The following is an 18,827-nucleotide window of genomic DNA, read 5'->3' as shown; positions in this document are numbered from 1 at the left end:
GGCCAACTCCACGGCTTGGTGCTTGAACTCATCGGTGTAGCTACGACGGGTGATACGGGACATAAGGGGCCTCCAAGTGCGATCAAAGTATCGCTTCTTGGCGTCCGCTGACGGGGGGCCAGATCAGTCCGCGGCATGGATGCCGCGGCCAAGCCCCCAAGGATGGGTTTACGGCGTCCCCCGCAACCGGACCCACCCCGCCAACCCACGGAATGTGGGCCTCTGCTCTTGATGTTGCCGGCCAGCGGCCGGCACTACCGCGGGTGCCGGGTGCAACCCGGCCGATACCCTCCCGGTGCTACGCTGTGACCACCGACAACCACGGAGGCGGGATGGGGGCGATCGTGTTGTTGCCGCTGTGCGTGGACGATGCCGCGCTGGACCGCTGCCTGGCCGCACTGGATGCCGGCACCGCGCCGGGCACTGCGGTCTGGCTGGCCGACGACGCGCAGGCAGGGCCGCGTGCGCAGGCCGTGGTCGAGCACTGGTTGGCGCATACGCCGCTGCAGGCCGAGTACACCCGGCGCGCGCGCCCACTGGGCGAAGTTGCCCATCTGGACGAGATGCTCCGCGCCTGCGACGGCCTGGACGTGGCCGTGCTGGCGCCGGACAGCGTGCCGTCGCCCGGTTGGTTGCAGCAGTTGCAGGATGCCTTCGCCCGCGATGCCGCCATCGCCACTGCGACCCCCTGGTGCAATGCCGGCGAGACCGCGGCGTGGCCACGGCTGGGCGAGATCAATCCCGAACCCCATGACCCGGCCTTGCTGGCGCATACCTGCGCCACGTTGCCGACGCTGCACCCGGAGCTGCCATCGGCGGTCACCCACGCGGTGCTGGTACGTGGCAACGCGCGCCGCCGTGCCGGTGGCCTGGACGTGGACAGCTATGCCGGCTGGAATGCCGCGCTGGTCGACCTCAGCCTGCGCATGGCGGGCCTGGGGTGGCGCAACGTGTTGTGCGAGACCGCGTTCGTCAGCCGGGCAGGGGAGGCGGTCAGCCGCGATGGCGACCTGGAGGCCCTGGCGGCACGCTGGCCGGCCTGGGTGCCGCGGCTGGCCGATTTCCTGATGCACGATCCACTGCACGGCCTGCGTGCCGACCTGCAGCAGCGCATGCGGCAGGCGATAATGCCGAAGGAACAGGGCGACCTGTTTGTCCCGCCCGCGCCGGAGCCTCCCGTTTGAAAGCAGCCATTGCCGCCATCGTCGTCACCTACCAGAGTGGCAGCACCATCGATGCCTGCCTGTCGCGCCTGCGCCAGGGGCAGGATATCGCCGAGATCCGGGTGATCGACAATGGTTCGATGGATGGCACGCTGGACATCGTGCAGCGGCACGCCAGCCATGACCCGCGCGTGCGCTTCGTCGGCAATCCGGACAATCCCGGCTTTGCCGCCGCCAACAACCAGGGCGTGGCCGACTCGCACAGCCCGTGGCTGGCCTTCATCAACCCGGACCTGATGGTCGAGCCGGACACCCTGACCGAACTGCGCAGCCGTGGCGAGGTGCTGGGCGATTGCCTGCTCGGCGTCGAGCAGGTGGACGAGCACGGCCACGCCGATGAAGCGGTGCGCCGTCGCGATCCGGATTTCCTGCTGATGCTGCGCTCGCCGGGCAAGGGCTCGAAGCTGGCGGTGCCGCGTGACCCGCAGCAGGTGCTGCAGCGGGTGCCGGCGCTGTCCGGTGCGCTGCTGATGATGCCGCGTGCCCTGTTCGAGCGCATCGGTGGCTGGGATGCGGGTTACCGCCTGCATGCCGAGGACCTGGATCTGTGCCGCCGCGCACGCGAGGCCGGCGCGGTGGTGGCGATCGCCAACGATCTGCATGTCACCCACGTGCGCGGCGTTTCCAGCCGCTCGCGGCCATTCTTCGTGGAATGGCACAAGCACAAGGGCCTGTGGCGCTACTTCCAGAAGTTCGAGGCGAAGCAGCGGTCGCTGCCGGTACGCGTTGCGGTGTGGGCCGCGATCTGGGCGCATGCGGCGATGCTGGTGCCGCGCCTGCTGCGCAGGTCGTTGTAGAGCCGGGCCCACGGTTCACGCCGCCGGGCGCATAATCCGCCCCATGCCTATCATCCAGTCCCTGCTCGACACCGACCTGTACAAGTTCACCATGATGCAGGCAGTGCTGCACCAGCACCCCGGTGCCCAGGTGCAGTACCGGTTCAAGTGCCGTACGCCCGGCATCGACCTGGCCCGCTACATCGACCAGATCGACGAAGAAATCGACCACCTGTGCAGCCTGCGCTTCAGCGACGCGGAGCTGGACTACATGCGTGGCCTGCGCTTCGTGAAGCCGGATTTCGCCGATTTCCTCGGCCTGTTCCACCTCGACCGCAAGTACATCCAGCTGCGCGCGTCGACGGCCGTGCCCGGCGAGATCGAACTGGACATCACCGGCCCGTGGCTGCACACCATCCTGTTCGAAGTGCCGCTGCTGGCGATCATCAACGAAGTCTGGTTCCGCAACACCACCACGGCCGACTTCGCCGAAGGCGAGCGCCGGCTGCAGGCCAAGGCCGCGCTGCTGCGCGATACCCCCGGCTTCGAGCAATGCCGCATTGCCGACTATGGCAGCCGTCGCCGCTACTCGCGTGACTGGCACGCGCGGCTGCTGCCGCTGCTGCGCGATGCACTCGGCCCGCAGCTGGTCGGCACCAGCAACGTCCACTTCGCGCGCCTGTACGGCATGACCCCGCACGGCACCATGGCCCACGAGTACCTGCAGGCGTTCCAGGCGCTCGGCCCGCGCCTGCGTGATTCGCAGGTGGCGGCACTGGAATCGTGGGCGCGCGAGTACCGCGGCGACCTCGGCATCGCGTTGTCCGACGTGGTCGGCCTGGACGCGTTCCTGCGCGACTTCGACATGTATTTCTGCAAGCTGTTCGACGGTGTGCGCCATGATTCCGGCGATCCGTTCGACTGGGGCGACCGCATGCTGGCGCATTTCCAGCAGCGCCGGGTCGATCCGCGCAGCAAGGTGCTGGTGTTCAGCGATGGGCTCGACATCGCCAAGGTGATGCGCCTGTACGACTACTTCCGTGGCCGCTGCCAGGTCGCGTTCGGCGTCGGCACCCACCTGACCAATGACCTGGGCCCGACGCCGCTCAACATCGTCATCAAGATGGTCCGCTGCAACGGCCAGCCGGTGGCCAAGCTCAGCGATTCGCCGGGCAAGAGCATGTGCGACGACCCGGGCTACCTGGCCTACCTGCGCCAGGTCTTCGAGCTGCCGCCGGCGTAACCCCGCCGGCCCTCAACGGCGCTTACAGGTAGTCGACCACCACCAGGTAGGCGCCCTGCAGCGGCTGCTGCTTCGAAGCCTGCACGCTGTAACGCTCGGAGAAGGCGATATCGCCGGCGCGCATTGCGCTGGCCGACACCGACAGCTTCTGGCCCTGGCGCTTGCCATCGCGCAGCGTCGCGGCCTGGCCATCGGCCAGTGCCGTCACTTCCACCGTCGAGCCCTTGGCCGACGGCGGGCAGGCCGCCAGGCTCAGCTCACCCTGGGACAGGTTCGTCGTGCAGCCCGGCTCGGCGATGCGGCCGCTGAAACGGATGCTGCCGCTGCTGGCATGGGCCAGCGCACTGACGGACATCAGGGCCACGCACAGCAGAATGGAGTTCCTCATGACACGTTCTCTGGTTCGGTGTGTCCTAGTTAGCGACAGGTTCGATCAGCCTTTAATAGGACGATTCCGAATCTGCTAGGGCCATCACCAAGAAAGAGTGATGCGCATCAAACAAAGCGATTTCCGCCTGAAAAAAGCCTGTTTTCGTGCACGCCGAACGCGTCAGCCATTGCGTCATTTACGGTCGCTTGTGACCCGCCCATGGCTGCGTCAATTCTCCCGCGCGCCCAGGGGGCGCGATTTCGCCTATCACGTCACATTTAGGGCGTCAATGAATTGGCGTTCAGAAAAATAATGAGACTTTCATCACAGTTGTGCATATACTTGCGTCACGGATTCAGGGAGAGGTACGTCCGAGTCCGGCCACAGGTGAGACGCAAGGATGGGTCTTGTTAGCCCGGCAGTGCTCCTTGCTTCCTCCTCTACTTCTCATCTCTTCAGTAGGGTTAGGTAAAAGCGAATGCACAAGATCAACCTCATTGCCGCTCTGATGCTGGCCGCCGCTCCGATGGCCGCCAACGCCGCCGACGGCACCATCACCTTCAATGGCAAGGTGACCGACAAGACCTGCACCATCTCGACCCCGGGCGGCAAGGACTTCGCCGTGACCCTGCCGACCGTGTCGAAGAACACCCTGGCTACCGCCGGTGCCGTTGCGGGCCGCACCCCGTTCGCCATCAACCTGACCAAGTGCAGCGCCGGCAACGTCGCCACCTACTTCGAGCCGGGTTCGACCGTCGACTTCAACAGCGGCCGCCTGGTCAACCAGGCCTCGGCCAACGCTGCCACCAACGTGCAGCTGCAGCTGCTGGGCTCGAACAACCAGTTCCTGCCGATCAAGGCTGCCGGCGCTGGCCTGGCCCAGACCAACTCGCAGTGGGTCACCGTCGGCACCGACGGCTCGGCCGACCTGAACTACTACGCTGAGTACTACGCCACTGCCGCCGCCACCCCGGGCGACGTCACCAGCAGCGTCAAGTACACGATCATCTACAACTGATCGTAGCCGTACCCGCATTGGCCGGCGTACGCGCCGGCCAGTGCTCCGCGGCCCCTGGCCACACCCCTCGAGCGTAGTACTTCCGATGAAAGCACTCTTTCCCCGGGCGCTGCTGCTGGCAGCGTTCACGCTGCCCCTCTGCCAGAACGCACTGGCCGGCGTGGTGGTCAATGGCACGCGGGTGATCTACCCGGCACAGGCGCGCGAAGTCACCGTGCAGGTGGACAACGTGGGCGACTCGCCCGCACTGGTCCAGGCCTGGATCGACAGTGGCGACGCCAACCAGACCGCCGATACCAGTGATGCTCCGTTCGTGCTGACGCCGCCGATCGCGCGCGTCGAGCCGGGCCGCAGCCAGGCGCTGCGCCTGATCTTCTCCGGCGCGCAGCTGCCGACCGATCGCGAGACGGTGTTCTGGCTCAACGTGCTGGATGTACCACCGTCGCCGGACAACGCCGACAGCGGCGAGCAGAATTACCTGCAGGTCGCGTTCCGTTCGCGCCTGAAGCTTTTCTACCGGCCGCAGGGCCTGAAGGGCGTCGCCAACGACGCACCGGCAGCGCTGCGCTGGACCCGCAATGGCGACCGCCTGCGGGTGGAAAACCCGAGCCCCTTCCACGTCACCCTGGCCGAAGTGCATGCCGTGACCGGCAGCAGTGAAAAGGCCGTCGAAGACAAGGGCGCGATGGTCGCGCCGAAGCAGAGCCTGGAGTTCGCCGCACCGGCGGGCACGCAGCAGGTGCGCTTCATCACCATCAATGATTACGGCGGCCGGGTCGAGCACACCGTCCGCCTCGACAGCACCGGGGGCTGAACGCGCCGCGCCGGCCATGGGCCTGCGCATCCCGCCACCGCCGCCGTGCGGCGAATTGAAGGAATGTCAGTGTGATCGGAAACAGATTGACATTGTCGATCCATCAGGCGCTTTGCCTGCTGGTTGTTGGCGCGGCCTGCCCAGGATGGGCGCTGGCGGCACCGGCCAATCTCGGCGAACAGGCGCTGATGGCGCAGAGTGGTGCGGCCAACGCGCGCGCACCGGAATCGGCCCAGTTCAATTCCAGCTTCCTGTCGGGCCAGGCCAAGCAGGTCGACCTGGCGGCCTTCAGCAACGGCAACCCGATGGTCGCCGGCAACTACCGTGTCGACGTCTACGTCAACGGTGCCTGGCAGGGCCGTCGTGACCTGCAGTTCAAGGCCGATGCACAGGGCCGTGTCGACGCCTGCCTGCCGCTGCCGATGCTGGAGGAAATGGGCGTGGACAGCGAGGCCGTGCTGCTGCAGCAGGACCCGACGCTGCCGACCGACACCACCAGCTGCGTGCCGGTGCAGCAGCGCATGGCCAATGCCTATGGTGTCTACGACAGCGGCAACCTGCGCTACGACCTCAGCATCCCGCAGGTGTTCCTGCGCCGCGAGGCGCGCGGCTACGTCAACCCGGCGCTGTGGGACCGTGGCATCAATGCCGGCTTCGTCGGCTACAGCTTCAATGCCATCGACAGCAACAGCCGTGTCGAAGGTGGCCAGCGCAACCGCAGTGCCTATCTCGGCCTCAATGCCGGCCTCAACCTGGGCGGCTGGCAGTTGCGCCACGACTCCAACCTGACCTGGTCCGAGGGTGACGGCCGCCATTGGCAGAGCATCGCCACCTACGCACAGCGCGGCATCCCGCAGGTGCGCGGCATGCTCACCATCGGTGAGGCCTACACCACCGGCGAACTGTTCGACTCGATCGGCTACCGCGGTGCCAGCCTGGCCAGTGACGACCGCATGCTGCCCGATTCGCTGCGTGGTTACGCGCCGGTCGTGCGCGGCATCGCCGAGACCAACGCACGCATCGAAGTGCGCCAGAACCAGCAGCTGATCTACTCCTCCACCGTTTCGCCGGGCAACTTCGTCATCGACGACCTGTACCCGACCGGCTACGGCGGCGACCTGGAAGTGAGCGTGATCGAGGCCGATGGCCGCCGCCGCGAATTCAAGGTGCCGTTCGGCTCGGTGCCGCAGATGCTGCGCGAAGGCGTGTCGCGTTACTCGCTGACCGCCGGCCAGGTGCGCAACAAGCTGCTGGCCGACGAACCCTGGCTGGTGCAGGGCACCTACCAGCGCGGCATCGGCAACCAGCTGACCCTGTACGGCGGCAGCGCGCTGAGCGATGGCTACCTGTCGCTGCTGTACGGTGTCGGCCTGTCCACGCGGGTCGGTGCCTTCGCGGCAGACGTCACCCATGCACGCACCTCGTTCGACCACTACGGCAGCCACACTGGCGCCAGCGTGCGCTTGAGCTACAGCAACATGATCGGCGAGACCGGCACCAACCTGACCCTGGCTGCCTACCGCTACTCGACCGAAGGTTTCTACAGCCTGCAGGATGCGCTGTATGGCCGTGACTCGGACAAGCGCGGCATCGATCCGACCACCCGTGGTCGCCAGCGCAGCCAGTTCCAGGTGACCTTGAACCAGCCGCTGGGCCGTCGCGGCGGTGCGCTGTACGTGACCGGTTCGGTGCGTGACTTCTATGACCGCTCCGGCACCTCCAAGCAGTACCAGGTGGGCTACAACAACGCCTGGCGTTCGGTTAACTACGGCTTCTCGGCGCTGCGCACCGAAGAAGGCGTGCTCGGCCGTTCCGACACCCAGTACCTGCTGTCGATGAGCGTGCCGCTGGGCCGGGGTACCCACCCGGTGTCGTTCAGTGCCGATCTCGGCGTGCGCGACCGCGGTGGCTACGACAACAGCCGCGTCGGCATCACCGGTTCGGCCGGCGTCGACAACAACTTCAGCTACGGCGTGGCCCTGTCCGATTCCCGCGAGGGCGGCACCACGGCGGTCGGCAATGCCGAATACCGCAGCCGCTACTCTGCGTTGAATGCCACCTACAGCCACTCGCGTGATTTCCGCCAGGCCTCGGTCGGTGCCAACGGCAGCGTGGTGGTGCATCCGGGCGGCTTCACTTTCACCCCGCAGCGGGGCGACACCATGGTGCTGGTCGAGGCACCGGGCGCGCGCGATGCGATCGTCAGCAACGCCCCGGGCCTGCGCGTCGATGGCCGCGGCTACGCCGTGGTGCCGTACGTGTCGCCGTACCGCCTCAACACCGTCACCCTCGATCCGCAGGGCATGGCCCACGACGTCGAGCTGGAAAGCACCAGCCAGTCGATCGCACCGTTCGCCGGTGCCATCAGCTACCTGCGCTTCGATACCCGCAAGGGCAACGCGTTGCTGATCCAGGTACGCAACCCGGATGGCCGCAGCATGCCGTTCGGTGCACAGGTCAAGGATGAGCAGGGCCAGCCGGTCGGCATGGTCAGCCAGGGCGGCCGCCTGTACGTGCGCAGTGAAAAGAACCAGGGCCGCCTGCTGGTGGAGTGGGGCGCCGGTGCCGACCAGCGCTGCACCATCGATTACCAGGTTCCGGCGGGCGCCGATGCGTCCAAGACCGGCTTCATCCCGCTGGAGGCAGCATGCCGATGATTTCTTCCCGTGGCCGCAAGGCTCTCACGGCCCTTGCACTGCTGGGCGGCGCGTTGCTGGCACAGCAGGCCAGCGCGTCGTGCCGCATCCAGTCCAGCTGGTTCACCGCGCAGGACGTGACCATGGACATGGGCCAGATCGTGATCCTGCCCAGCACGCCGGTCGGCGGCGTGATCAAGGAGATCAGCGAGCCGATCAACCAGCAAAACAGCGTGGCGCGCTGCGACTGGTCCGGTGGCCGTTCCATCGGCGAGTACGTCAACGCCGCGCAGAAGCGTCCGGTGGCCGGCTTCTCGAACGTCTATGAAACCGATGTGGCGGGCGTGGGCATCCGCCTGTACCGCGACTCCGGCGCGATCCAGACCTACTATCCGCACACCATCAACTTCGCCAGCAACGCCACCATCTCGCTGGTCGGAGGCACGTTCCGCATCCAGCTGATCAAGACAGCGGCACAGACCGGCTCGGGCGTGATCGCACCGAACGGTCGCTTCACCACGTACTACTTCGACGGTGATGGCGCCGGTCGCCCGGTGCTGACCTCCACCTTCAAGGGCTCGGGCACCACCGTGGTCAGCCCGACCTGCGAAGTGCAGGCCGGCAGCCGCAACATCGCCGTCGACTTCGGCAGCGTGCCCAACACCACCTTCACCGGTGTCGGTTCGCGCGCGGTCGACCGCGATTTCGAGATCCGCCTGAACTGCCAGGGCAGCAACGTCGCCGCCTACCAGAGCAAGATCGGCATCCGCCTCGATGCCGACCAGGACAGCTCGAACATGCCGGGCGTGCTGAAGCTCAGCGCGGCTGCCAACAGCGCCACCCGCATCGGCATCCAGATGGTCCAGCGCGATGGCACCACCGAGCGCGAAGTGCGCTTCGGCCAGACCATCAACGTCGGCACCACGGCGCCGGGGACCAGCGTCATGGCGCTGCCGCTGCGCGCGCGCTACGTGCAGACCCAGGCCGGCACGGTGGGCGCGGGTGTCGCGAACGGCCAGGCCACCTTCACCATCCAGTACGAGTAAGGCCGCCCGGGCGGCTGCCCCTGCGGGGTTCCGCCGCAACGTCGCCCGTCCCACGGGCGGCGTTGACTGCGTCTTGATCTCCCAACGATGAAGATCAGTGCCACGACGCACGTACCATCAATCGAATGTGATGGACGTCGCGAATTTGGAGTTTCCTCATGAGGTGACCGTCTCCTGCCTGCGGGCATTGGACGGTAACGCCGAAAGGATCCAGACGTGGCTACCGCTCCTGGCATTCTCCAGCACCGTCCTTCCGGAGCACCCCGGTGAAGGTCCTGTCGGTGTTCGGCACCCGACCGGAAGCAATCAAGATGGGGCCGCTGGTGCGCGCCCTGGCCCAGGCCGCGGACATCGAATCGGTGGTCTGCATCACCGGCCAGCACCGGGCGATGCTCGACCAGGTGATGTCGCTGTTCGAGATCACCGCCGACCATGACCTTGATGTCATGGTGCCCAACCAGACCCTCAATGGCCTGTGTTCCAGGCTGTTCGAGCGGCTTGACGCGCTCTACACGCAGGTCCGCCCGGATCGCGTGCTGGTGCACGGCGATACCACCACCGCGATGACCGCCGCTCTGGCCGCGTTCCACCACCGCATTCCGATCGGCCATGTCGAGGCCGGCCTGCGCACCGGCGACATCGACCGGCCATGGCCGGAGGAAATGAACCGGCGGGTGATCGACGTGGTCGGTCATCAGCTGTACGCACCCACTCCCGGCTCGCGCGCCAACCTGGCCCGTGAGCATCTGGGCGGGCAGATCCTGGTCACCGGCAACACCGTCATCGATGCCCTGCAGCAGACCGTGCAGCGCCTGGATGCCGATCCGGCACTGCGTGCCCAGGCTGACGAGCCCTTCCACATGCTCGACCCCGGGCGCCGCCTGCTGCTGGTCACCGGCCATCGCCGCGAGAGCTTCGGCCAGGGCTTCGAGGATATCTGCCGTGCGCTGGCCGAGCTGGCCCGACGGCCGGACCTGCAGGTGCTGTACCCGGTACACCTCAATCCGAACGTGCAGGGCCCGGTCAACGCACACCTGGGCAACCTCGACAACGTTCACCTGGTGCCGCCGCAGGACTACCTGCGCTTCGTGCGCCTGATGCAGCGCGCCGACGTCATCCTCACCGACTCCGGTGGCGTGCAGGAGGAAGCGCCGGCCCTGGCCAAGCCGGTGCTGGTGATGCGCGACGTCACCGAGCGCCCGGAGGCGGTCGAGGCCGGTGTGGTGACGCTGGTCGGAACCACGCCGTGGCGCATCGTCGAGGGGGTCAATGCGGCTCTGGCACAGCCACCGCAGCCGACCCACTTCGACCCCGATGCCAGTCCCTACGGTGATGGCCGCGCCAGCGCGCGCATCGTCGCCGCGCTGCGCGGCATGCCCCTTCCCGAGTTCACGCCCGGTCTCCGCAGTGGCGGTGCCGCCCAGCCCCTTCCGCATGAAGTGACGCCATGACCCTGACCGGCCGCTCCCCCCTGTTTGCCTCCGCCGCCGCGTTCGTGCTGTCGGGCGTGGTCGGTACTGCCCATGCCGCTGACACCGTCGCCGGCCAGTTCACCGAATGGAGCAGCGACAGCACGGTGAGCCGGCAGATGACCCTGCGCGAACTCGGCTTCCGCCAACCGCTGGTACTCAGTGGGCAGGAGAGCCAGCGCGAGGTCTACCTGCCGGTGCCGGCCGGTGTTGCCACCCGCGATGCGCAGCTGCAGCTCGATGGGCGCTATGTACGCGGCCACGCTGGGCGCACTTCAGGCCTGTGGTCGGTGGATGGCGATCCGATCGCCGCGCGTTCGATCACCGATGCCCAGGGCGATGCCAGCCAGCTGCTGGCCATCGATGGCGAACCCCGCCAGAACGGCTTTGTGCGGGTCGGTGTCGGCTGGTGGTCGATCGTGTCCGACTATCAATGTGCCGACCAGAGCGCGCCGGCCAATGTGCTGCGGTTGTCGCCGGATTCGCGCTTCAGCTACCGCTTCGATGGGCGTGCCGTGGATACCGTGGCCAAGGCCTGGGGCGCGCTGCCACCGCAGGTGCGCCTGCTGGTGGATGGCAAGGCGCTGCAGGCGCCAACCTATGATGCCGCCTGGCGCATTGGTACCGCGTTGCAGGCCGCCGGCAAGCAGGTGCAGGTGGTGGCGCTGCCCAAGGTCGGCGACAGCGTCGACCTGGCCGGCATCAGCATCCCGGCCAGCCTGCAGGGCGTGCCGGCCTACGCCGCACTGGCCACGGGCGAGCGCGCGCATGCGATCAAGGACCTGGCTGAAGTCGGCGCGCTGCTGTCGTTGCGTGACAGCGGACCGCTTGCCGCCGATGTGATGATCGGCAGCGATGCATTGCGCGCCGGCGTACGCGCGGCGATGGATGCGCTGGCCGCACAGGTCGGTGCGGCGGGCGCTGATGCGGGCACGGCGTTCGCCGCGTGGCGCGGCACCGGCATGGGCGGCCTGGAGAAGCCCGCCGCCAACACGTCGGTCAGCGTGGTGGCCGTGGCCGGGCGTCCGACGCTGGTGGTTGACCCGGCAGCGGCGGGCAAGGTCGCCGGGTTGTTCGCCGAACAGTGGCGCATCTATGCGCTGGGCCGCAGCCTGCAGGTCAGCGCAGCAGGTACGCCCAAACTTGACGGTGACCAGGTACTGCTGAGCCGGCTCGGAAACATCGCCGGGACCATGGATGTGGTGACCCGTGCCGACCGCAGTGCCAGCTTCGATCTGGGTGCGCTGTCGGCCGATGGCCGCCTGCCCGAGCAAGTGGTGATCGATGTCTCGGCGGCCCCCAACGCGGCCGGTCAGGGCGCAGTGGCCACGATCTACCTCAACGACTACCTGCTGGGCGGCAAGGTGCTGTCGGCCAACGGCCAACCGCAACGGCTGGTGGCCAGGATACCGGCCTACGCGCTGTCGGCGCGCAACGAGATCCGTGTCAGCTTCCTGCGCCAACCGGCACGCCCCTACTGCCACGATCCAGCCACCGGCTACCCGGTCTCGATCCTGCCCAGCAGCCACCTGACCTTGGCCAAGCGCTCGCTGGGCAATGATTTCGTCGGTGCCAGCAGCCAGCTGTCACGCGGCAACCAGGTATTCGTGCCCGGCGCGTGGCTGCAGGACGCGCCGGCCTCGCTGGGCAAGGTCATCGCGGTGGCCAGTGCAGTGGGCGCTTCGCCGGAGGCGTCGGAACTGAAGGTGGTCGACGCCGGTGCCGCGGTCAGCCCGGGCGCGCCATGGCTGGCCTTCGGCGTGGCACCGGCCGGTGTCGATGTGGCCGGCCTGAAGGACGGCCACCTGCGGGTCGGTGGCATGTCGCAACCGCTGCTGGATGTCAGCGGCCTGGATCACGCCGCGGTGGTGCAGGTGGGATCGTCCGGCGGCCAGTTGGGCGTTCTCTACAGCGACCTTGGCGCACAGGCACCGTCGTTCGGCGTGCCGTTCCGGTTGCTGCGCGGCGATCTGGCCGTGCTTGATGGCACTGATGTCGTGCGCGAATTCGACCGCCAGGATCCCTATGGCACGCGCCTCGCGCACGACGGCAATCCGCAATCGAAGTGGGAACGGCACATGGTCTGGTTGCTGCTGCTGGTCGGCGTGATCGTGTTCGCGCTGCTGGCCGCCCGCGTCACCCAGGTGCGCCGCCGCAAGTCCGCCAACACAGGGCACTGATCCGCCGTGGACGGTCTGTTCTGGAACATCCAGCTGGCCAACTACTACGCCGCTCTGGAAACCACGGCGGCGGCGGTGGCCGTGCTGATCCTGATCTCCAGCCTCGATGACCTGTTCATTGATGTCTGGTACTGGGTGCGCGAGAGCTGGCGCGCGCTGACCATCAAGCGCCGCGACGCGTACCGGCCACTGACCCAGGAAGACCTGCTGCAGCGGCCGGAACAGCCGCTGGCAATCATGGTGCCGGCGTGGATGGAGTACGACGTCATCGCGCAGATGGTCGAGAACATGATCAACGTGCTCGACTACCGCGAGTACGTCGTGTTCGTCGGCACCTATCCCAACGACCAGCAGACCATCGACGAAGTCGAGCGCATGCGCCGACGCTACAAGCGCCTGCGCCGCGTGGAGGTGCCGCATGACGGACCGACCAGCAAGGCCGACTGCCTGAACTGGCTGATCCTGGCGATCTTCGACTACGAGAAGCGCCACGACATCGAGTTCGCCGGGGTGGTCCTGCACGACAGCGAGGACGTGCTGCACCCGATGGAACTGCGCTTCTACAACTACCTGCTGCCGCGCAAGGACATGATCCAGCTGCCGGTCACCTCGCTGGACCGTGAGTGGTACGAACTGGTGGCCGGCGTCTACATGGACGAATTCGCCGAATGGCACGCCAAGGATCTGGTGGTGCGCGAGAGCGTGTCCGGGATGGTGCCGTCGGCCGGTGTTGGTACCTGCTTTTCGCGGCGTGCGCTGCTGGCGCTGAGCGCGCAGACCGACAACCAGCCCTTCAACACCGACAGCCTCACCGAAGATTACGACGTCGGTGCGCGGCTGGCAGCCATGGGCATGCAGTCGATCTTCGCCCGCTTCCCGGTGCAGTTCCGCGTGCGTCGGCCGTCATGGTTCGGCTGGGGGCCGGTGCGCGAGCGCACCCAGCAGATGGCGCTGTGCGTGCGTGAGTACTTCCCCGACAACTTCCGTGCCTCGTACCGGCAGAAGGCGCGCTGGGTGCTGGGCATCGGCCTGCAGAGCTGGGAGTCGCTGGGCTGGCGAGGCTCGCTGGCCACCAAGTACCTGCTGGCACGCGATCGCAAGGGCATCATCACCTCGTTCGTCAGCATCATCGCCTACCTCATCTTCCTGCAGCTGCTGCTGTTCTGGCTGTTGAAGATGACCGGGGTGTGGACGATGCAGTTCCCCAGCGTGTTCCAGGCCGGCACCTGGCAGATGAATGTCGCGCTGCTGACCACGGCGGCGCTGGCGACCCGCGTCGTGCAGCGCTTCTACTTCGTCAACCGTTTGTACGGCTGGGAGCATGCGCTGATGTCGATCCCGCGCATGGTGGTCGGCAACATGATCAACTTCATGGCCACCGCCCGTGCATGGAAGGTGTTCCTGGCCTACCTGCTGTTCGGCAAGCGCATGGTCTGGGACAAGACCATGCACGACTTCCCCGATGCGGCACAGCTGGTGCAGACCCGCAAGCAGCTCGGTGAACTGTTGACCACCTGGCAGGCGGTGGAACCGGAGCGGCTGCAGCAGGCGCTGGCGCAGCAGCATGCCGGCCGGCGGCAGCCGCTGGGCCGCATCCTGCTGACCCAGGGCTGGCTGGATGATGAAACCCTGGCCGAAGCCATCGCCTTCCAGGGCGATCTGCCGCGTGCGGTCATCGACGTCGATTACCTGCGCGCGGGCTCATTCCCGGTCAGCGCCGATGCCTGCGTGCAGTGGCGCATGCTGCCGCTACCGCCGCGGCAGCAGGAGACACTGCGGCTGGCCGTGGCCAGTCCATTGCCCGAAGACGCGCTGGCGTTGCTGAAGCAGGAAACCCACAGCGCGCACATCGAACAGAGCATCGCCCGCGAAAGCGAAATCAACGCAGGCCTGCGCCTGATCGGCGGCGACCAGCACTGGCAGCTGGACGACGTGCCTTTGCTGGGCGACCTGCTGGTGGAGATGCGCCTGATCGACCACGCGCGCTTCGAGATTGCACTGGATGCGTACAAGCCGCAGCGCGATGGCCGCATTGGCGATTACCTGGTCAAGCAGGGCATCACCACCGAGGAGGCCGTGGCCCAGGCCATGCAGGAGCAGCGCCGGCGTGCGGCCGCGCTGCAGTCCCCGCCTCCCGGAGCCTTGCCGGCATGAAGACCACGCTGCTGTCCACCGTCATTGCCGTGGCACTGGCCACGGCCGCCGCGCCGGCACAGGCGCTGGCGCAGGCCGATGCGCCGCTGCCGCTGTCCGGTGCGGCCTACCGCGTCGCCGAGCAGGCATTCGCCGCTTACGAGCGCGGCGACTATCAAGCGGCTTACCAGCAGTCCAGCGAAGCGATCCGGTTGCGCCCGGACGTGGTGCGGCTGCGCCTGCTGCAGATCTACGCGCTGCAGAAACTGGGCCGGCCGGCGGACGCGCAGCAGCAGGCGCGCCGTGCACTGGATGCCGGGATGAAGGATCCGGCCTTGCCGGCATTGGCCGCTGCCACCGCTGCGCGCAGCACGCCCCCGGATGCCAGGGGCGGGCGCGCACCCACCCCACCGCGCGCGGCCGGCAGCGGCGCAGACCGCGCCAGGCAGCAGGCCTACGCGCTGGCCACCGAGGCCTATGCTGCCTATGACGCCGGGCGCATGGGGGAAGCGGCCAGCAAGGCCGAGCAGGCCTTCCGCCAGCAGCCGAAGCAGGGCGCCTGGGCGATGCTGTGGGTGGCGGCGCTGGAAGCACAGCAACAGGCCGAACGGGCCGACGCGGCCATCGGCACGGCGCTGCAGCTGGGCGCACCGAACGTCGAGGAGCTGCGCGCGCGGCGCGTGGCGCTGGCCCGCCAGCGCGCGCTGCTGCAGGCCCAGCAGGCCTACCAGTCGCTGTCCACGCAGAACGATGCGGCGGCCGTCGCGCAGGCGCGGGCCGCCGTCGAACTGGCGCCGGATGTTGCTTCGTACCGGTTGCTGTTGATCACCGCGCAGCTGCAGCAGGGGCAGCTGGCCGACGCCGAGCGCAGCGCCGACCAGGCGCTGCAGGCCGACGGCGGGGATCTCAATGCCCGGCTGATGCGTGGTTATCTGCGCCAGCGCCAGGGCAAGACCCTGCTGGCCAATGAAGACTTCGACTTCGCACTGGCCGCGCCGGGGTCAACCATGCAGCAGCGCAACGTGCGCCTGCTGGCCGTGGATGCGGCCCTGGCTGCTGGGGACCGCACACGTGCGGCTGCACTGCTGGCGCCGCTGCAGGCGGCGTTGCCCACGGATGTGGGCGATGCACGCGCGCAGCAGCTTCTGCAGCAGGGCATCGAGCAGCGCGCCAGGGCGACCGGGTCCAGTCGCGAGCTTCCGCGCATGAGTGCGCAGACCTATCCGGCGCCATTCCAGCACTGCCAGCCTGCTGACACCGGTGGTGCCTGCACGCTGATGCCGGTCGACCTGCAGGGCGACGGTGGTGCCGCACAGCGTGCGTATGCGGCCTACGCGCGGCAGGACTACGCCGAGGCGATCGGCGAGGCGCGGCAGGCCGCGCAGCTCGCACCGGAGGACGCGAGCCTGCAGGGGTTGCTGACCACCACGCTGGCGGCAGGCAACCGCAGCCAGCAGGACGAAGCGCGGCTGCGCCTGGAGGCGACGCTGGCACAGCACCCTGATGACGCGGTGGCGCTGATGCAACGCGGCTACCTCAACCAGAAGGCCCGTGAACCGGCGCGCGCACTGGCCGACTTCCGTGCCGCCGAGGCCACCGGCAGGGCACCCAGGAGCGTGGTGATCGACCAGGCGTATGCGAGTGCGGCCAACGGCGATCATCCGCAGGCGGTGACGCTGCTGCGTAGCGCCATTGATCGCGCCGACGCCGGTGAGCTGCCTCTGGATGCGCATCAGCGCTACAACGTGCGCAATGCCATCGCCAACTATTCGCGCGAGTGGGGCGTGATCGTTTCGGCCGGCTTCCGCGGCGCGCGTCAGGCCGCGACCAATGTCGGCGGCGCTGCGATCAGTACGCCGGGCGATTCGGTGTTCAGCACGCTGGAGGCGTTCTGGCGACCCCCGGCGTTCAACGACCAGCATGGCACGCTGGAGCTCTACACCCGGCTGCTCAACACCCTGTACGACGAGGGCGGCACCTACGAATCGATCCGCGCGGTGGACCCGTGCACCGGCGAATCGACACCCGACGCACGTGCACGCGCCGACCGTCTCAGCCGTTCGCGTTCCACCACCGGCTGGCCGTCCACCATCGCCTCGTTCGGCCTGCGCTATGCCTTCGGCCAGACCGGCCTGAGCGCCGGCATCGAGCGCCGCCAGTTCCTCGGCAGTGCCACCCGTTCGGGTGATGTCTATCCGGCATCGGCGGCCGTGCAGTGCCGCCTGCAGCTGGCCCTGAACCCGCCACTGGAAGCCAGCACGCTGGCCCGCTACCGCCTGGCCAGCGGTTCTGGCGGCTGGATGTCCTACCTGACCTATGGCTATTACCACGGCACCGACCTGCGCACCGACGTCAACCAGTGGTGGATGGTCAGCGGCTACGCCCAGGGCGGTTACACCTGGGACGACAACAGCGCCCACTTCACGCTCGATGCGCTGGATGCCAACGGCACGCCGGTGCGGCGGATCGGCGATGCCCACGGGCGGTTGCATCGCGAGCAGTGGTTCGCTGCCGCTGAACTGCGTGCCGGGCGCAGCTTCCGCTTTGGCGCCGGGCAGACCCACTGGGTGGCCACGCCGTATGTGGTGGTGGGGGCGGACTGGCTGGACCAGCGCTCGCGCGTTCGCGACATCCGTTACCCGCTGTTCCCGGCGCAGTCGTTCGCGCTCAACGATACGCAGCGCAGCTGGTCACTCGGCGCAGGACCGGGCGTGGGCGTGCGCTACTGGTTCCGCGAGGACCACTACAACACCCCGCGTTCCTACCTGGACCTGACCGTGCAGTACCGCTTCGCGATCGGCGGCGGAGATACACAGCGCGCCAAGGGCCTGTTCGCCACCGCCATCCTCTATTACTGAGGCAGCCCCCACCGCCGCCGCAGCGCCGCCGCCTGCGGCGTGTCCTGGGTCAGCCACGGCTCCAGCGCATAGACCAGCACGTGCTGCGCACCGCTGTCGCGTGCCCACGCCAGCTGCCGTTGGATCCGTGCGGCATCGGCAGTCTCGCCCTTGAACCCGCTGCCATCAGCGGCGTTGCCGGGCAGTTCGCGGAACAGCTCGACGATGGCATCGAAGCCGATGTCGTGCGCGTGGAAATGATCGAGCAACGGCTGAAGCTGCTGCACGTTGCCGGCGCCGGCAACGCCCACGCCGTCCTGCACCATCGGTCGCAGCGTGGCGTTGGCCAATATCGCCTGCCATAGCGTGACCAGGTCGCCATCGGACTGCAGGCGGCTGAAGTAAAAGGAGATCGCGCAGTCACCGCCGCGCGCGCCGGTGGCGTCTGCCAGCCCGTGCAACCATTGCGCCAGCCATTGCTGGCGGGCCGGATCGGCCCAGTGGTACTGCTCCAGTTCGTAGGGCAGATACCAGCCCCCGAAGGCCGGCTGCTCGGCCCACGGCGCCTGTGCCAACCAGCTGCGCGCGTGCGCCAGGCTGTCGGCCAGGAACGCCTGCAGCGTGGCGTCGTCGGCGCCGATGGCCTGCCACCAGCGTTGCTGGAAGGGCAGGCCAACGCGGATGCGGATGTCGTTCTCGCGGGCCGCAGTGAACAGCTGCTGCAGGCTGCCGTCGGGCAGCGACCAGTCGCCATCACTGCCACCGACGATGCCGGTCCATTGCAGCACCAGCTGCCGGCAGCCCAACGCATGGGCCAGCTTCAACGAGCGTTGCCAGTCGACCAGGCCCCATAGCAGATGGCTGCGCCACGGTTGCAGGAAGGTGCCGTCGACCTGCACCGGCGGCGAACAACCGGGCAGGGTGGCGAGCGTAGCGGCCAACGGCGCCAGCACTGCCGCGCGCAACAGGCGGCGGCGCAACGGCGAAGACGGATCTGCGGGAAGGACGGGCGCAACCATGCCCGCATCATCCCAGAGCACCGTGCGCAGCAGGTGAACCCAGCGACTGGTAGTGCCGGCCGC

At 67.9% G+C, this 18,827-nt stretch carries 13 protein-coding genes; 11 read left to right on the top strand and 2 right to left on the bottom strand.

All coding sequences use genetic code 11. The features are described 5' to 3' along the window. The first annotated feature begins 332 nt into the window (after positions 1-332). Genes KXV01_RS18815 through pncB form a run of 3 tightly spaced genes read left to right on the top strand, consistent with a single transcriptional unit; the run spans position 333 to position 3,242 of the window. Positions 333-1,184: a glycosyltransferase gene (locus KXV01_RS18815; RefSeq protein WP_049439791.1), complete on the top strand. Its 852-nt coding sequence runs from the start codon at positions 333-335 to the stop codon at positions 1,182-1,184. Then, positions 1,181-2,020 carry a glycosyltransferase family 2 protein gene (locus KXV01_RS18810; RefSeq protein WP_099495964.1) on the top strand — a complete coding sequence of 280 codons (840 nt, stop codon included), beginning with the start codon at positions 1,181-1,183 and terminating at the stop codon, positions 2,018-2,020. Before KXV01_RS18815 ends, KXV01_RS18810 begins: the two co-directional genes overlap by 4 nt. A gap of 43 nt (positions 2,021-2,063) precedes the next feature. Next, positions 2,064-3,242 (top strand): nicotinate phosphoribosyltransferase, encoded by a 1,179-nt coding sequence (gene pncB / locus KXV01_RS18805; protein ID WP_005415236.1) that lies wholly within the window; start codon positions 2,064-2,066, stop codon positions 3,240-3,242. A gap of 22 nt (positions 3,243-3,264) precedes the next feature. On the opposite strand, the gene KXV01_RS18800 is transcribed toward pncB, so the two are convergent. Further along, on the bottom strand, positions 3,265-3,630 hold the full coding sequence (locus tag KXV01_RS18800; protein WP_049439792.1) for a hypothetical protein: 366 nt from the start codon (positions 3,628-3,630) through the stop codon (positions 3,265-3,267). A gap of 460 nt (positions 3,631-4,090) precedes the next feature. On the opposite strand from KXV01_RS18800, the gene KXV01_RS18795 reads away from it, so the two are divergent. From KXV01_RS18795 to KXV01_RS18760, 8 genes are all read left to right on the top strand, one after another. Continuing rightward, complete coding sequence (locus KXV01_RS18795) at positions 4,091-4,630, top strand: fimbrial protein (protein WP_164283310.1); 540 nt, start codon at positions 4,091-4,093, stop codon at positions 4,628-4,630. A gap of 85 nt (positions 4,631-4,715) precedes the next feature. After that, a complete protein-coding gene (locus tag KXV01_RS18790) occupies positions 4,716-5,444 on the top strand; it encodes a molecular chaperone (protein ID WP_049414539.1) in 729 nt (242 codons plus the stop codon). 92 nt (positions 5,445-5,536) lie between these two features. Continuing rightward, a complete protein-coding gene (locus KXV01_RS18785) occupies positions 5,537-8,101 on the top strand; it encodes a fimbria/pilus outer membrane usher protein (RefSeq protein WP_111096759.1) in 2,565 nt (854 codons plus the stop codon). Then, complete coding sequence (locus tag KXV01_RS18780) at positions 8,092-9,126, top strand: fimbrial protein (protein ID WP_049414541.1); 1,035 nt, start codon at positions 8,092-8,094, stop codon at positions 9,124-9,126. The genes KXV01_RS18785 and KXV01_RS18780 overlap by 10 nt, the downstream gene beginning before the upstream one ends. 266 nt (positions 9,127-9,392) lie before the next feature. Then, positions 9,393-10,577, top strand: coding sequence for a UDP-N-acetylglucosamine 2-epimerase (non-hydrolyzing) (wecB, locus tag KXV01_RS18775; protein WP_164283312.1), 1,185 nt, complete (start codon positions 9,393-9,395; stop codon positions 10,575-10,577). Then, positions 10,574-12,775 (top strand): cellulose biosynthesis cyclic di-GMP-binding regulatory protein BcsB, encoded by a 2,202-nt coding sequence (locus tag KXV01_RS18770; RefSeq protein WP_164283314.1) that lies wholly within the window; start codon positions 10,574-10,576, stop codon positions 12,773-12,775. The genes wecB and KXV01_RS18770 overlap by 4 nt, the downstream gene beginning before the upstream one ends. 6 nt (positions 12,776-12,781) lie before the next feature. Beyond that, entirely contained in the window at positions 12,782-14,929 is a 2,148-nt protein-coding gene (locus KXV01_RS18765) for a glycosyl transferase family protein (protein WP_099495960.1), read from the top strand. Beyond that, on the top strand, positions 14,926-17,766 hold the full coding sequence (locus KXV01_RS18760) for a hypothetical protein (RefSeq protein ID WP_111096755.1): 2,841 nt from the start codon (positions 14,926-14,928) through the stop codon (positions 17,764-17,766). The genes KXV01_RS18765 and KXV01_RS18760 overlap by 4 nt, the downstream gene beginning before the upstream one ends. Here the strand turns inward: KXV01_RS18760 and KXV01_RS18755 are convergent. Continuing rightward, positions 17,760-18,764 carry a DUF4434 domain-containing protein gene (locus tag KXV01_RS18755; RefSeq protein WP_065426563.1) on the bottom strand — a complete coding sequence of 335 codons (1,005 nt, stop codon included), beginning with the start codon at positions 18,762-18,764 and terminating at the stop codon, positions 17,760-17,762. The genes KXV01_RS18760 and KXV01_RS18755 overlap by 7 nt on opposite strands. Positions 18,765-18,827: the final 63 nt, after the last annotated feature.

The organism is Stenotrophomonas sp. Ps181, from assembly GCF_025697425.1.
GTDB lineage: Bacteria > Pseudomonadota > Gammaproteobacteria > Xanthomonadales > Xanthomonadaceae > Stenotrophomonas > Stenotrophomonas sepilia.
This window is presented reverse-complemented; position numbering and strand designations above follow the sequence as displayed.